This window comes from Roseibium alexandrii DFL-11 (assembly GCF_000158095.2).
Classification (GTDB): domain Bacteria; phylum Pseudomonadota; class Alphaproteobacteria; order Rhizobiales; family Stappiaceae; genus Roseibium; species Roseibium alexandrii.
Window position 1 is genome coordinate 2685535 of record NZ_CM011002.1, and the last position, 14024, is coordinate 2699558.

13 protein-coding genes are annotated in these 14024 nt (G+C 56.7%); 2 read left to right on the forward strand and 11 right to left on the reverse strand.

Going from position 1 to position 14024, the window contains the following annotated elements; genetic code table 11:
• Positions 1-191: 191 nt before the first annotated feature.
• The 3 genes from SADFL11_RS12410 to SADFL11_RS12420 are packed head-to-tail and all read right to left on the reverse strand — an operon-like array spanning position 192 to position 3304.
• Positions 192-1166, reverse strand: coding sequence for an Hsp33 family molecular chaperone (locus SADFL11_RS12410; RefSeq protein WP_008189620.1), 975 nt, complete (start codon positions 1164-1166; stop codon positions 192-194).
• Positions 1167-1178: 12 nt separating this feature from the next.
• The gene (argF, locus tag SADFL11_RS12415) at positions 1179-2108 is read right to left on the reverse strand and encodes an ornithine carbamoyltransferase (RefSeq protein ID WP_008196528.1); all 930 of its coding nucleotides are present in this window, start codon (positions 2106-2108) and stop codon (positions 1179-1181) included.
• The gene (locus SADFL11_RS12420) at positions 2105-3304 is read right to left on the reverse strand and encodes an aspartate aminotransferase family protein (protein ID WP_008195439.1); all 1200 of its coding nucleotides are present in this window, start codon (positions 3302-3304) and stop codon (positions 2105-2107) included. Before SADFL11_RS12420 ends, argF begins: the two co-directional genes overlap by 4 nt.
• A 423-nt stretch (positions 3305-3727) precedes the next feature.
• On the opposite strand from SADFL11_RS12420, the gene SADFL11_RS12425 reads away from it, so the two are divergent.
• A complete protein-coding gene (locus SADFL11_RS12425) occupies positions 3728-4273 on the forward strand; it encodes a GcrA family cell cycle regulator (protein ID WP_008192977.1) in 546 nt (181 codons plus the stop codon).
• Between the two features lie 66 nt (positions 4274-4339).
• Here the strand turns inward: SADFL11_RS12425 and phoB are convergent, their stop codons facing one another.
• The 8 genes from phoB to SADFL11_RS12465 all read right to left on the reverse strand — a co-directional run bounded on the left by phoB (position 4340) and on the right by SADFL11_RS12465 (position 13008).
• Positions 4340-5035 carry a phosphate regulon transcriptional regulator PhoB gene (phoB, locus tag SADFL11_RS12430; protein ID WP_040451610.1) on the reverse strand — a complete coding sequence of 232 codons (696 nt, stop codon included), beginning with the start codon at positions 5033-5035 and terminating at the stop codon, positions 4340-4342.
• Positions 5036-5121: 86 nt separating this feature from the next.
• Positions 5122-5817 carry a phosphate signaling complex protein PhoU gene (gene phoU / locus SADFL11_RS12435; protein WP_008196366.1) on the reverse strand — a complete coding sequence of 232 codons (696 nt, stop codon included), beginning with the start codon at positions 5815-5817 and terminating at the stop codon, positions 5122-5124.
• Between the two features lie 31 nt (positions 5818-5848).
• The gene (gene pstB / locus SADFL11_RS12440) at positions 5849-6637 is read right to left on the reverse strand and encodes a phosphate ABC transporter ATP-binding protein PstB (RefSeq protein ID WP_228198287.1); all 789 of its coding nucleotides are present in this window, start codon (positions 6635-6637) and stop codon (positions 5849-5851) included.
• A 21-nt stretch (positions 6638-6658) separates the two neighbouring features.
• Positions 6659-8008: a phosphate ABC transporter permease PstA gene (gene pstA, locus SADFL11_RS12445; RefSeq protein WP_008195675.1), complete on the reverse strand. Its 1350-nt coding sequence runs from the start codon at positions 8006-8008 to the stop codon at positions 6659-6661.
• A complete protein-coding gene (pstC, locus tag SADFL11_RS12450; protein WP_040451609.1) occupies positions 8008-9480 on the reverse strand; it encodes a phosphate ABC transporter permease subunit PstC in 1473 nt (490 codons plus the stop codon). Before pstC ends, pstA begins: the two co-directional genes overlap by 1 nt.
• A gap of 89 nt (positions 9481-9569) precedes the next feature.
• The gene (locus SADFL11_RS12455; RefSeq protein WP_040452964.1) at positions 9570-10607 is read right to left on the reverse strand and encodes a substrate-binding domain-containing protein; all 1038 of its coding nucleotides are present in this window, start codon (positions 10605-10607) and stop codon (positions 9570-9572) included.
• A 401-nt stretch (positions 10608-11008) separates the two neighbouring features.
• Positions 11009-12325, reverse strand: coding sequence for an ATP-binding protein (locus SADFL11_RS12460; RefSeq protein WP_008194179.1), 1317 nt, complete (start codon positions 12323-12325; stop codon positions 11009-11011).
• Positions 12326-12486: 161 nt separating this feature from the next.
• Complete coding sequence (locus tag SADFL11_RS12465; protein WP_008191763.1) at positions 12487-13008, reverse strand: SRPBCC family protein; 522 nt, start codon at positions 13006-13008, stop codon at positions 12487-12489.
• A gap of 112 nt (positions 13009-13120) precedes the next feature.
• Between SADFL11_RS12465 and SADFL11_RS12470 the strand changes: the two genes are divergently transcribed.
• The gene (locus SADFL11_RS12470) at positions 13121-14023 is read left to right on the forward strand and encodes an MBL fold metallo-hydrolase (protein WP_008194830.1); all 903 of its coding nucleotides are present in this window, start codon (positions 13121-13123) and stop codon (positions 14021-14023) included.
• The last annotated feature ends 1 nt before the right edge of the window (position 14024 follow it).

Consider the following 14024-nt stretch of genomic DNA (forward strand, 5'->3'; position numbering starts at 1 on the left):
ACTCAAGCTTTCTCACAGGTGCGAGTTCGACGGCTCTAAACTATACGCGAACCGTGGGCATAAGATTACTTTGCACCGCAAAAAATCAAGGTTTTCAGCGCAGAAACGCGCCTTTCAGGCAGGATTTCGTGTAACCAAATGTATCAATTGGTACAGTCGGCAGGCCGGTTACAACCGGCCCGCTATTGTTCTCAGCGGTCGAATTCGTAAGCCGTGCTGCAGAATTCGCAAGTGACAACAATCTTGCCGTCGACCGTGACTGCTTCGACCTCGTCTGCGCTAAAGTTTGCCAAAACGTTGGCAACTTTGTCGCGCGAGCAACGGCATTTGTCGGCAATCGGCTGCGCATCGAAAAGCCGGACACCGCGTTCGTGAAACAGCCGGTAGAGCAACGTCTCTACGCTGACCTCAGGATCCGTCAGTTCCACGTCCTTGACCGTATCGACAAGTGCCTTGGCCTCGACCCAGGCATCGTCTTCATCAATAAAGTGACGCACGGCCCCTTCCGGCGCGTCTCCCGGATCAATGTCCGCCTGGCGCATCCGTTCCGGCGCCTCCGGCAGAAACTGGATAAGCAAGCCACCGCCGGTCCATGATTTGACCGGAGCATCCCCGTCCTGACGGGTGTAGAGTTCTCCAACAGCCAGACGGACTTCGGTGGGGATCTGCTCAGACCGCTCGAAGTATCGGCGCGCGACTTCTTCCAATGAGATACCGTTCAGCTCGACCAAGCCCTGGTAGCGCTGCATATGCTTGCCCTGGTCGATGGTCATCGCCAGATGTCCATGTCCAAGTAACGCCTCAGGTGTCGCAGTACCGGCATCGATCAATCCTACGACACGCTCTGCATCAAATGTGGCGCATGCACGGATCGCGTCCGGAGTTTCAAAATCGACCACCAGCATAGATACCGGACCCTGGGTCTGGGTCTGGAGCGTAAATCGCCCGTCAAACTTCAAAGATGTCCCGAGCAGGCTTGTGAGGACGATCGCTTCTGCCAGCAGCCGGGAGACCGGCTCTGGATAATCATGACGTCCAAGAATTTTCTGAAGGATGGGGCCGAGCGCAACACTGCGCCCGCGGACATCCAGCCCTTCCACGGCAAAGGGCCGGACAGCGTCCAGCCCTACGGGCTTGATGCCCAGTTCTTCCAAGTTCAGTGCCACTTTGGCTACGCCTTAAGCTGCGCCGAAACACCAGGCCAAAATGCCCTTTTGAGCATGGAGCCGGTTTTCGGCTTCGTCAAACACGACAGAGTTGGGGCCGTCCATGACCTCGTTGGTGACTTCTTCGCCGCGGTGTGCCGGAAGGCAATGCATAAACAGTGCATCACCATTTGCCTCCGCCATTAGGCGTTCGTTCACCTGATATGCACTCAGCAGATTGTGACGGCTTTCAGCATCGTCGTCGCCCATCGACACCCAGCAATCGGTGACGACACAGTCGGTCCCTTTGACAGCCTCATATGGGTCGTCGGTAACCAGAATGGAACCACCCTTGGCACGGGCGGTCTCAATCAGATCCTGAGGTGGAGCCAGTTCGGCCGGGGTTGCGATGCGCAGCTCGAAATCCAGACGCGGTGCAGCGTGAACCCAAGACGCCAGAACATTGTTGCTGTCGCCGGTCCAGGCGATGCTGCGCCCGGAGATACCGCCGCGATGCTCTTCGAAAGTCATGATGTCTGCCATGATCTGGCACGGATGCGAGATCTTGGTCAGGCCATTGATCACTGGAATCGTTGCGTTTTCCGCAAGCTCATTGAGGGCTTCGTGGTCCAGGATCCGTATCATGACGCCGTCGACGAACCGGGACAGCACCTTCGCTGTGTCGGCGATGGTTTCACCCCGGCCCAACTGCATTTCCGCACCGGTCAGCATCAATGTCTCGCCACCGAGTTCGCGCATTCCAACATCAAAGGAAATGCGGGTCCGCGTCGATGGTTGTTCGAAAATCATGGCCAGCACTTTGCCCGCCAGCGGGCCTTCGCCCCGGCGAACACCATCCCGGGTCGCCTTGATCTTCTTACCGGTTTCCAGAATAGCGCGCAGATCGTCACCTTCAAACTGGGTCAAATCCAGAAAGTTTTTGTACGCTCCGTTGGCGGTCATTCGGCCGCTCCTTCCAACAACTTTTCTTCAACAGCAACGGCGGCCTGTTCCAGCCGATCAAGGGCATCGGCGATCTCGTCTTCCGAGATGGTCAGCGGCGGTAGGATGCGGACAACGTTGTCACCGGCCGGGACCGCAAGAATGCCCGCTTCGCGCGCGGCGGCGACATAGTCTCCAACCGGCGCCGTGCACTTGATGCCGAGCATCAGGCCATTGCCCCGGACAGCCTCAAACACCTTCGGGTGGCTATCGACCAAACCGGAAAGCTTTTGCTTAAAGGAGAGGCCCTTCTTTTGAACCTCTTCCAGAAAGCCATCTGCAAGGATGACGTCCAGAACCGCATTGCCAACAGCCATGGCGAGCGGATTGCCACCGAATGTCGTGCCGTGGGTTCCAGGTGCCAGCGCGGATGCAACCTCTTCAGTCGCAAGACAGGCGCCCATCGGGAACCCACTGCCGATGCCCTTGGCAACGGCCATCAGATCCGGATCAACGCCAGTCCACTGATGCGCGAACATTTTTCCGGTCCGGCCGACACCAGTCTGGATTTCGTCAAAGATCAGCAGGGCTCCGGTTTCATCACAAAGCTTACGCAGGGCACGCAGGAATTCGTAGTCGACTTCCCGAATGCCGCCCTCTCCTTGGATGGGTTCGATCGCGATCGCTGCGGTTTGCGGACCGACCATGGCCTTCAAGGCGTCCAAGTCCCCGCTGGGCACCTGATCGAAGCCCGGAGCTTTCGGTCCGAAACCCTCCAGATATTTCGCCTGGCCACCCGCTGCAATCGTGCCGAGCGTCCGGCCATGAAACGCGCCTTCAAAGGTCACGATTTGATACCGGTCCGGATCATTGCGGTCATAGTGATAGCGGCGGGCGCACTTGATCGCCGCTTCCATGGCCTCAGCGCCGGAATTCACGAACAGAACCTTGTCTGCAAATGTTGCATCGGTGAGGCGCTGCGCAAGCCGCGCGCCGTCCGGCATCTGGTGCAGATTGGAAATATGCCAGAGCTTGGCCGCCTGATCCTGAAGTGCCTGAACCAGATGCGGATGAGCATGTCCGAGCGAGTTTACCGCGATCCCGGACCCGCAATCGAGAAATCGTCGGCCATCACTCGTAACAAGCCAGACACCTTCCCCGTGATCGAATGACAGGTTCGATCTTGCGTAGTTTCCAAAAAGCGCGGACGCAGACATACCTCTTTAGTCTCCTCTGGCCACCGGAAGCCCCGCTGGTATCGGACCGTCGGAACTCCAGGGCATCGCCTTTAAACAGGCCAAAAACGCAATGTGCCGCCAAAGCGGCGGCACGTTGCAAGATCCTTATACACTGCCGAGGTCCCCGCCTGTCAATGGAAATGGCCGTTGCCGGGGTTCGGGCTGTTTTATGTAAAAGTCTCAATGACCTCGCATCTGTTGGGGAAAAGTCCGTTCATCCCCAACTCACTGCAGCCTGACGGTTGCTTCATAAATTAACGTTATTGTAACCTTTAGCTAATCAGACACGACATCTCGTGCGGTGTATCAAATAGAGGCACAAGATATGCCATAATGGGCTTGCGCTTGCATGTCCATTAACGAGATTCTGGCCAGTCACTGGCCTTGGCAAGGGGTGCGGCAATGAGTTGGACGAACGAACGGGTTGAGCTTTTGAAGAAGCTCTGGGGTGATGGTTTGAGTGCAAGCCAGATCGCGGGTGAGCTTGGCGGCGTTACCCGGAATGCTGTGATTGGCAAGGTGCACCGGCTCGGTCTTTCCGGGCGCGCGAAGTCTTCTTCCTCAAGCGCGAAACCGCGTCGCCCGCGCACAACAGCCAGCCCGGCGTCTCAATCAGCACCGAAACGTCCACAAACACAGCCGCAGACCCAAGGCTCCGCAGCGTTGAAGATGGAGCCAACCCCGGCTCCGGTCGCAGAAGTTCAACCCGTTGCAGAACCGATCGCAGATGTGGTCCCGATGTCCAAGCGGGCAACGATCCTTACGCTAACCGAGCGCACCTGTAAGTGGCCGATCGGCGATCCGGCGACAGATGACTTCTACTTCTGCGGTCAAGTTTCCGAAGCCGGTGTGCCCTACTGTCCATACCACTGCAAGATTGCTTATCAGCCGGTCGCAGACCGCCGCCGGAGCGCCAACAACAAGACCAGTGTTGCCCAGGCATCCTGATCTCGAAATACCCAAGAAAAAGCCCGCCGATTTGGCGGGCTTTTTTGTTTGTCTTGGTAGTCTCGATCAGGCTGCCGTAAATTGGTCGTTGAAGGCATAACCAGCCCCGCGCACCGTGCGGATTGGATCCTTCGCCTTGCCCTTGTTCAGCGCCTTGCGCAAGCGTCCCACGTGAACATCGACCGTGCGCTCGTCCACATACACGTCGTGCCCCCAAACGCCATCCAGCAGTTGTTCGCGAGAAAAGACCCGGCCTGGCGCGGTCATCAGGAATTCCAGAAGGCGAAACTCCGTCGGCCCCAAATGGATTTCCTTGGTGCTGCGCCGGACGCGGTGTGTTTCCCGATCAAGTTCGATGTCGCCGGAGCGCAGCATCGTGGACACCACCTCCGGGCTCGCCCGCCGCAGGATCGCGCGGACACGAGCCATCAGCTCCGGCACAGAGAATGGCTTGACAACATAGTCGTCCGCTCCGGTCGACAAGCCTCTGATGCGCTCGGCTTCCTCGCCGCGCGCCGTCAGCATGATGACCGGCAAACGCTCGGTGTCCTCGCGTGCCCGCAGGCGCCGGCACAGCTCGATGCCCGACAAACCGGGCAACATCCAGTCCAGCAACAGAAGGTCCGGCTGGGTTTCCCGGAGGCGGATTTCCGCCTCATCACCGCGGACACACGTCTCAACGGCGTATCCTTCAGCTTCCAGATTGTACCGCAACAGAAGGCTCAACGGTTCTTCGTCTTCGACGATGAGGACCTTCGGCATGAATTCTCGCTCCAATTCCCTCAGCCGGCACCGAAGCGCCAGCCTACAGTTCCTGCTTCACAGCCGTTCAGGCTGGGCCTGGCAACTCACACAGCGCCGGTTTCATCAACCTTGTTACGGTCTTCCGGAAGGCGCTCGCCCGTCACCATGAAGAAGACGTTTTCGGCAATGTTGGTTGCATGATCGCCGATCCGCTCGATGTTCTTTGCGCAGAACAGCAGATGGACGCAGGAGGTGATCACCCGCGGGTCTTCCATCATGTACGTCAGAAGTTCCCGGAACAGCGATGTGTATATTGCATCGACTTCGGCATCTGCGTCTTGAACCTGGCGCGCCGCTTCAGCGTTACGCCCGGTGTAGGCATCGAGAACCTTCTTTAACTGACCAAGGGCCAACTCGGTCATGTGCTCCACGCCGATTGCCAGCTTCTTGTTTTGAATGTCGTTATCGATGGCGATTGCCCGCTTCGCAACATTCTTTGCAAGATCACCAACACGCTCCAGATCGTTGGCGATCCGGCTGGCTGCTGTGATTTCGCGTAGATCCTGGCCCATCGGCTGACGGCGCACGATCATTGCAATCAGGCTCTCTTCAACTTCTTGGTGAAGTGCATCGAGGCGGCGATCCTGGTCAATGACTTGGCGGGCAAGTTCCGTATCGCCGGACACCAAAGCCGACACGGCTTCAGCAAAAGCTTTTTCTGCAAGACCGCCCATTTCAGCGATCCGGCCGGCCATGACGTTCAATTCGTCATCATAAGCCGTGACTGTATGTTCAGACATCCTGTGTCCCTTCGAAAAATGTGCGATCCGGTTAACCGAAGCGGCCGGTAATGTAATCCTGCGTACGCTTGTCCACCGGGTTGGTGAAGATATCCTGTGTCGGACCTTCTTCAACCAGAATCCCTAAGTGGAAGAATGCGGTGCGCTGAGACACGCGGGCGGCCTGCTGCATGGAGTGCGTTACGATCACGATCGTATAGTTCTCACGCAGCTCGTCGATCAGTTCTTCAACCTTTGCGGTTGCAATCGGATCGAGTGCAGAACACGGCTCATCCATCAGGATCACTTCCGGGCTGACGGCAATCGCGCGTGCGATACACAGGCGCTGCTGCTGACCACCGGACATGCCGGTGCCTGGCTCGTCGAGACGATCCTTGGCTTCTTCCCAAAGACCCGCCTTTTGCAGGCTGGAGGCCACGATGTCATCAAGCTCGGCCCGGTTCCGGGCCAAACCGTGAATACGCGGCCCGTAGGCAACGTTGTCGTAGATCGACTTCGGAAAGGGGTTGGGCTTCTGGAAAACCATCCCGACCTTGGCGCGCAATTGCACCGGATCGACCTTCGGGTCGTAGATGTCTTCTCCATCGATCTTGATCGAGCCTTCGACCCGGCAGATATCGATGGTGTCGTTCATACGGTTGATGGTGCGCAGGAATGTGGACTTGCCACATCCGGACGGCCCGATAAAGGCCGTGACGGAACGTGGCTGGATTTCAATGTCCACGTCCTTGATCGCGTGCGTATCACCGTAATAGACCTGCACTTTGTTGGCTGAAATCTTGCTGTCGGTCATATCTGTCGCCTGTTCAATTTTCGGCATGTCATTCATGGGTAGGCCTCCTTACCAGCGACGCTCAAACCTGCGGCGCAGGATAATGGCGATAATGTTCATAGTCAGAAGGAACACCAGCAGGACGATGATGCCACCCCAGGCTTTCTCGTAGAACGCGAAGTCTGAACGGGCGGCCCAGGTATAAATCTGCGCGGGCATTGCCGAATTTGGGTCCATGAACCCGGATACAAAGCCGTCCGGATATCCACGGGCAACAAAGCCGACCATCCCGATAAGCAGCAGCGGGGCCGTTTCACCGAGCGCCTGGGCCAAACCGATGATCGTCCCGGTCAAGATCCCGGGCATCGCCAATGGCAACACGTGGTGGAACACGGACTGCATTTTTGATGCCCCAACACCAAGCGCAGCATCACGAATGCTTGGCGGCACCGCCTTGAGAGAGGCCCGCGTCGAAATGATGATTGTCGGGAGGGTCATCAGGGTCAGCACCAGTCCGCCAACAATCGGAGCCGATTGCGGCAAGTGCATGAACTGGATGAACACTGCGAGACCCAAAATACCGAACACGATGGAAGGCACTGCTGCAAGGTTCGAGATGTTCACCTCGATCAAGTCGGTAATCCTGTTCTGAGGAGCAAACTCCTCAAGGTATATGGATGCTGCCACCCCAATCGGCAGGGACAGGAACAACACCACCAGCATCATGAAGAACGAGCCGACAACGGATGCTCCGATCCCGGCCCCGCCCGGGTTGTCCACACCGGAATCTGCTCCTGTGATGAACGGCCAGTTGAAAACTGTCTCGATAATTCCGCTTTCGACCAATACATCAACCAGGTCCAGATCCGATTTCATGAGAAAGCGGCTGTCGGTAATGTTGTCCCGGGTCAGGCGACCGTTCATGTACCCATCAACCCGGGATGAGGCAGCCAATTCGAAGACAACCGGCTGACCCAGTTGGTCTGGATTTGCCCGGTAGAACTCGCGAATTGTGCTTCCCGGCTTACCGACGATCCGCTCAATTGCGGCGATGTCGAACGGTACCTGGATGTTTTTTTGCTGGAACTGCGAGCTCATGGCCTCGGTGAAGACAGCCTCATAGGCACGCGTTTTGAAGAGCTGGCTTTCAGCATCGTCAAACTGTTCCTGCGTAACCGTGAATTCGACTGTCAGGACTGTACGGGTGAAAGCCGGTATACCTTCACTGATGATCGAATATGCCATGACCACCAGGAAGACCAACCCGATCAGGATTGCGGTGATACCGTAGGCTTGGAAGCGCTTCTCGGACGCGTTGCGCTTTTTGGTCAGGTCATCCGTCGCATACAGCGAACGCGGCTGAGTGGTCGTTTTTTCAGGTGCTTTGGCACCATCTGGAGAGAGAGTTGCGTCGGTCATCAGTCATACTGCTCCCGGTATTTGCGCACGATGTAGAGCGCGACAATGTTCAAACCGAGCGTCACCACAAAGAGCGTCATACCCAGCGCAAAGGCCACCAGAGCCACCGGTGAGGCAAAGTCGGCATCGCCCGTTAGCTGGCTGACGATTTTGGCCGTCACGGTCGTCATGGCATCGAATGGGTTGAGGCTGAGACGCGCAGCAGCACCGGCACCAAGCACCACGATCATTGTCTCGCCGATGGCCCGGGACGCTGCGAGCAAGATCGCACCGACGATGCCCGGAAGAGCGGCAGGCAAAATAACCTGTTTCACCGTTTCGGACTTGGTTGCTCCCAACCCGTAAGACCCATCGCGCATTGCCTGCGGTACTGCGTTGATGATGTCATCCGACAACGAACTCACAAACGGGATGAGCATGATGCCCATGACCAATCCCGCAGTCATGACTGCCGTTCCGGCCTGCATGATCCCGACCCCGTCCGGACCGAAAATCGACACCAGAAGCGGGCCGACCGTCAAGAGAGCGAAGAGCCCGTAAACGATGGTCGGAATACCCGCGAGGATTTCAAGAAGCGGCTTGGCAACGGCCCGGACATTTGGACCCGCGTACTCGGAGAGATAAACCGCGGCAAACAATCCAATAGGTACAGCGACCGCGAGAGCCACAAACGAGATGTAGAATGTGCCCCACAACAGCGGGATGATCCCGAGTTGAGAATTGCCGCCCCGACCGGAAAAGGTCGGCGACCAAGTTAAACCGAAGAAGAAATCAAAAGCTGGGTACAGCCTGAAGAATTCAATCGTGTTGAACACAAGCGAGAAAACAATCCCGATCGTAGTCAAAATCGCGATCGATGCTGCTGCTATCAGCAGCGCCTTGACGCCTTGTTCAACCGTGTTCCTGGCGCGGAAATCGGCTTTTGATTCCGCTAAACCCCACGCTGCACCCGCCATCGCGGCCAGGATGACCGCAATCGTCATCATTAAATTGCCGGTGGCGTTTTGGATCCGGTATTCCTGCGCGGCCCGGAGGATCGGCTGCGTTATCTGAGAGGTGACAACCTGACCCGCCTCTTTCAGCCGCGCCGTGACATCATTGAAGTCGGCACGCGCATTGCGGGCGAAGTCTTCGGTTATCAGACCGGAGGCCACCGCATTGTCCAGACCACGGGCTGCACGACGGACTTCAGCAAGTACAAGGCCACGGGACGATCCCTCGGCAATCTCGCTGTCCGGGATCAGGCCGGAAATACTGTTGTTGACGATAAGGGGCTGCGCCAGCAGCCACAAGACCAAGATGAGGAAGGCAGGAACCACCACCTTCATTGCGACGTTTGAGCCGTAGTACGAAGGAAGCGAATGGAGCTTTATCTGCTCGCCCCCTGCGCTCGCCAAAGCTCGACCACGTCCGAGTACGTAACCCACCACAGCAATGGCGAGTACGATCAAGATGAGCCAGATCACAGGCATCTGCTTCCCCGGATTTTATATGAAATTTCCAAAAAGGAGAAAGGGGCGGCGGAATATGCCGCCCCTTAAATTCGAACCAGAAGGTTCGATTACTTCATGGTGTCTTCAGCTTCGATGGAAGCCTGAGTAGCAGCCAGCTCCGGATCGGAAACCAGGCCGTACTGAGCCAGCGGGCCTTGCGGGCCAGCGATTTCGTCAGCTACGAAGAACTGAGCGTACTCTTTCAGGCCCGGGATAACGCCGATGTGTGCTTTCTTGACGTAGAAGAACAGCGGGCGGGAAACCGGATACTCACCAGTCGAGATGGTCTCTGTGGAAGGTGCGATGTCAGACATGGTCGCAACTTTCAGCTTGTCGGTGTTGTTCTCGTAGAACGCCAGACCGAAAACACCAACGCCGTTCGGGTTGGAGTCGATGCGAGCCAGGGTCTCGGTGTAGTCACCGTCGATGTCAACGGACTTGCCGTCTGTCCGAACTGCAAGACATGCGTCTTCAGCGTCGTCTTCCGACATGCCACCGTCCATCATCGCCTTCATGGCGCCGGACTCTTCACAGCCGATGAGGAGAACTTTCTCTTCGAAGACTTCACGGGTGCCGTGCTTGGTGCCCGGGATGAAAGCAGCGATCTCAACGTCCGGCAGGGAAGCGTCAACTTCGGACCACTTTGTGTACGGGTTGTCGACGATAGCGCCATCAACCAGGACCTTAGGAGCCAGGGCGTTGTGCCACTGAACCGGTGTGAAAGCGGTGAAAGCCGGGCCGTCTTTTTGGGATGCGAAAACAATCCCGTCATAGCCAATGCGAACTTCCATGATGTCGGTTACGCCATTTTCTGCGCAAGCCTTGATCTCTTTTTCGCGAATTTTACGGGACGCGTTTGCAACGTCGATGGTGTTTTCGCCAACACCTTCACAGAAGCGCTTCAGGCCAGCAGAAGAACCGCCGGACTCAACAACAGGTGTCGGGAAGTCGGTGTTTTCACCGAAAACTTCAGCGACGATAGAAGCGTAAGGAAGAACGGTTGAAGAACCGGCAACCTGAACCTGGTCGCGAGCCTGAGCGGCGCCAACGAATGCAGTGGAAGCAACGGCAAGAGCAGTTGCGCTAACGAGGGTCGTAAATTTCACTTGACCACTCCCTTTGAATGTCAAGGTTTGCAAATCCACGCTGGACGCGATTTCGCCCAAGCGCTGCCCGGAACCTAGGCCCGATGGATGAGAGTTCTATGACAGATTTTTTTCAGTTTTATGACATTATAAGATTCTGTATTTATTGATTAATTTTACAATTCTACATTTCTTTGTGTCATCCAGCGCTTCCAATTGACACATAATCCATGGAGTGACTGATACGCAGTAGAGAAGCTCTCAGGTCCCCTCACCTCGAGCCTGCTTCTTTAGGTAGCAGAACACGTCCCAGCACGGTTCGCGTGATTAGCCAGCGAACTCGCCCCGTAAGTCATTCTGACAATGAAGACTTTCGATCCAGCAACCGGATAAGTCGCGGTTGCTCGGCCCGGAAACAGACACTAGCCGGAAATGATCACCTTGAACGTGGCGCCCTTGCCCGGCGCGCTCTCGACATCGAGCCGAGCGCGATGACGGGTCAGGATGTGCTTGACGATCGCAAGACCCAGTCCCGTGCCTTTCATGGCCCGGCTGGAATCAACATCAACGCGGTAGAACCGTTCTGTAAGGCGCGGCAAGTGTTCCGGAGCAATCCCTTCTCCGTAGTCGCGCACGGCAAGTTCCCACGCGATCTCGCCCTCGCCCATCTGTTTAGAGGTCAAACTGACATCGACAACTTCGCCGGTGCTGCCGTATTTGAGCGCATTCTCGACCAGGTTTTCAGTCACCTGAATCAGTTCGTCCCGGTCACCCGAAATCATCACCGGCGTCTCGGGGAGATCAAGCCGTATCGTCATTTTCATGTCGCGCGCCAAAGGCCCAAGAGCGTCATTTGTGTGCCGGACGATTTCGCAAAGATCAACTGAAGTTTGCGGACGGACATGCGCACGCAGCTCAATCCGGGATAACGATAGAATATCGTCGATCAACCGGCGCATCCGCCCGGCCTGATCCAGCATGATCGACAGGAACCGGTCACGTGCTTCAGAATCATCACGGGCCGGGCCTTGCAAGGTCTCGACAAAACCGGTCAGCGATGCGAGTGGTGTGCGCAGCTCATGGCTCGCATTGGCCACAAAGTCGGTCCGCATGCGCTCAAGTCGGCGGTTCTCCGTCTGGTCCTGGACCACGACAAGAACAAATGCCGGCTTGCGGCTGCTCGTCTGTCCTTCCTGAGGACCCGGCTCGTGAATGGGTGCGATGTAGGCCTCAAGCCAGGTTTCTGTTGGAACCTTCTCGATCCAATTGATGCGCTCTGCAGTGCCGTTTGAACAGGCGCGATCAAACGCCTCCAAAAGCGATGGAGCCCGCAAGGAGAACGACAGCGGATCTCCCGGTTTAGCGCCGGGATAAATCTCCATCGCCCGTGCGTTTACATACCGAGTGATGCCACGAGCATCTGCGACGAAGCACGGCGTTGGCAAAGCATCGACCGTGACCTTCATGTCCGTTCCGGGCCACATGCGCCGCATTCTGCGCTGCGCATTGATCTTCAGCCGGCGGCTGGCGGAGTTGCGGGGAATTGAGAGCGTCGCTGCCAAGGTGGCGGTAAAACAGAGTAACCCTACCCAAACCGGGATTTCATATACAACCACGAGGCCAGTCAGAATGACCGCGCTGGCCAAGAGCGCCCACCGCGCATCCCTCAAGCGGCGTCTTGGTGTTTCCGCAGGCGAAATCTGAGGGCTGTCTTCAAAAGGCGGTTGAGACACGGTCATGGGCTTGCGGGTTTGAAACGAACTCTGAGTGTCCGCCAGTTATGGTTATTTCGACACCTCACCTTACAGGTTAAAGTGTGAAGGCAGGAAACTTGCACTCCGCCTAGCACAGAATGCATGTCAGCTAAACGACAGAATGGCGGCTTCCTGACGCAGGCGCTTCATTTCCGCTTAAGCGTTTTTGCCGCCTCAACAAGGTTCTTCAAAATTCGTGGCCAGCCGCTCGATTGCATCATGAGCTGCATATATTCGCCGCCCGCCTCGCCATGCCGCAGAAACTTGTTGTGTACGACCTCAACCCGCGTCACCTCTCCGGCTTCGCGAAAATTGAGCATGACCCGGCTTGCTGCAGCCGGATCGGCAATCAAACTGCCATCCTGCGCCACTTGCCAAGAAATCCGAATGTAGAGCGGTTCTTCTATAGAAAGAACAGTACCCCAAATGCACCGCTGCCCCTTTTCGTCGATCTGGTAACAGGCGCCGCCAGCAAAGGGTTCTATGCGGACATCAAGACCGCCGCTGTGAGCCTCGCTCAAGGGCGGGCACCACCAAAGCTCCGGATGGTCGACAACCAGCTTGAACGCATCAAGCCGCGCGAGCGGGATTACGCTCTCAAACCGGCATTCAAACTCTGATGCCGCTTGGCTCGTCATGGCAGCGTTGTTTTCGACATCTTGTTTCATCGGGTTTGACAAGATCCCATGTTTTGGGCTCGATGCTTCATCATATGGCCGTTATCCGATTCAAACGTCAATTGCGTGACGTCCGGTCCCATCCTTCAGGAAACATCTTAGCATGAAACATGACCGCTCCTTCGATCCGCGCTATGGGGAACGCGTGGAGCTCCTGCCCGGCCTTTGCCGCGTGACAGCAAGAAACCCGGGCCCGTTCACTTTTCATGGCACGAACAGCTACATTCTGGGCCAAAAACACTTGGTTGTTGTGGACCCGGGCCCGGCGGACGAAGAACATGTAAACACCTTGCTTTCGCTGACGGATGGCGCACAGATCGAGGCTATCCTAGTCACGCACACACATGTGGACCACTCGCCCGCGGCCAGGATGCTTCAAGAACGGTCAGGCGCAAAGATCATCGGATGCGCGCCGCACCGTGCGGCCCGCCCCCTCATGGAAGGTGAGGTCAATCCGCTGGATGCCAGCGGAGACAAAGACTACGCGCCGGACCAGGAATATCAGGATGGCGATGTTTTTGAAGCCGCAGCCATCAAGTTTGAAGCCATTGCCACACCGGGTCATACTGCCAATCACATGTGTTTTGTACTCCCCGGCGAAGACGTGCTGATCAGCGGGGATCATGTCATGGCATGGTCCACATCGATTGTGGCTGCCCCGGACGGCTCCATGCGCGACTACATGGCTTCCATCGAAAAGCTGCTTGCACGCTCCGAGACAACCTACCTGCCAGGGCATGGCGGCATTGTTTCTGATGCGCCCATTTATGTTGAGCAGCTGAAACAGCACAGATTGTCCCGCGAGGCCTCAATCCTGAATGAACTTGGCACTCAACCACGCAGCATTCCGGAGATCGTTGCCAAGCTCTACGCCGATGTAGACCCCAAATTGCACGGCGCGGCAGGGCTGTCGGTTTTTGCGCATTTGGAGGATTTGACCGAACGCGGCCGGACAACAGCTGACCCAAGTTTGGCGCTGGACGCAACATTCCGGCTAAAGCCGTAAC

What these genes read in the sequence shown, in the direction of transcription:
- phoU (WP_008196366.1), bottom strand. Translation starts at nt 5,817, where the DNA reads ATGTCTGAACATACAGTCACGGCTTATGATGACGAATTGAACGTCATG.
- pstB (WP_228198287.1), bottom strand. Translation starts at nt 6,637, where the DNA reads ATGCCGAAAATTGAACAGGCGACAGATATGACCGACAGCAAGATTTCA.
- pstC (WP_040451609.1), bottom strand. Translation starts at nt 9,480, where the DNA reads ATGCCTGTGATCTGGCTCATCTTGATCGTACTCGCCATTGCTGTGGTG.
- SADFL11_RS12465 (WP_008191763.1), bottom strand. Translation starts at nt 13,008, where the DNA reads ATGAAACAAGATGTCGAAAACAACGCTGCCATGACGAGCCAAGCGGCA.
- pstA (WP_008195675.1), bottom strand. Translation starts at nt 8,008, where the DNA reads ATGACCGACGCAACTCTCTCTCCAGATGGTGCCAAAGCACCTGAAAAA.
- SADFL11_RS12420 (WP_008195439.1), bottom strand. Translation starts at nt 3,304, where the DNA reads ATGTCTGCGTCCGCGCTTTTTGGAAACTACGCAAGATCGAACCTGTCA.
- phoB (WP_040451610.1), bottom strand. Translation starts at nt 5,035, where the DNA reads ATGCCGAAGGTCCTCATCGTCGAAGACGAAGAACCGTTGAGCCTTCTG.
- SADFL11_RS12470 (WP_008194830.1), top strand. Translation starts at nt 13,121, where the DNA reads ATGAAACATGACCGCTCCTTCGATCCGCGCTATGGGGAACGCGTGGAG.
- SADFL11_RS12460 (WP_008194179.1), bottom strand. Translation starts at nt 12,325, where the DNA reads ATGACCGTGTCTCAACCGCCTTTTGAAGACAGCCCTCAGATTTCGCCT.
- argF (WP_008196528.1), bottom strand. Translation starts at nt 2,108, where the DNA reads ATGACCGCCAACGGAGCGTACAAAAACTTTCTGGATTTGACCCAGTTT.
- SADFL11_RS12425 (WP_008192977.1), top strand. Translation starts at nt 3,728, where the DNA reads ATGAGTTGGACGAACGAACGGGTTGAGCTTTTGAAGAAGCTCTGGGGT.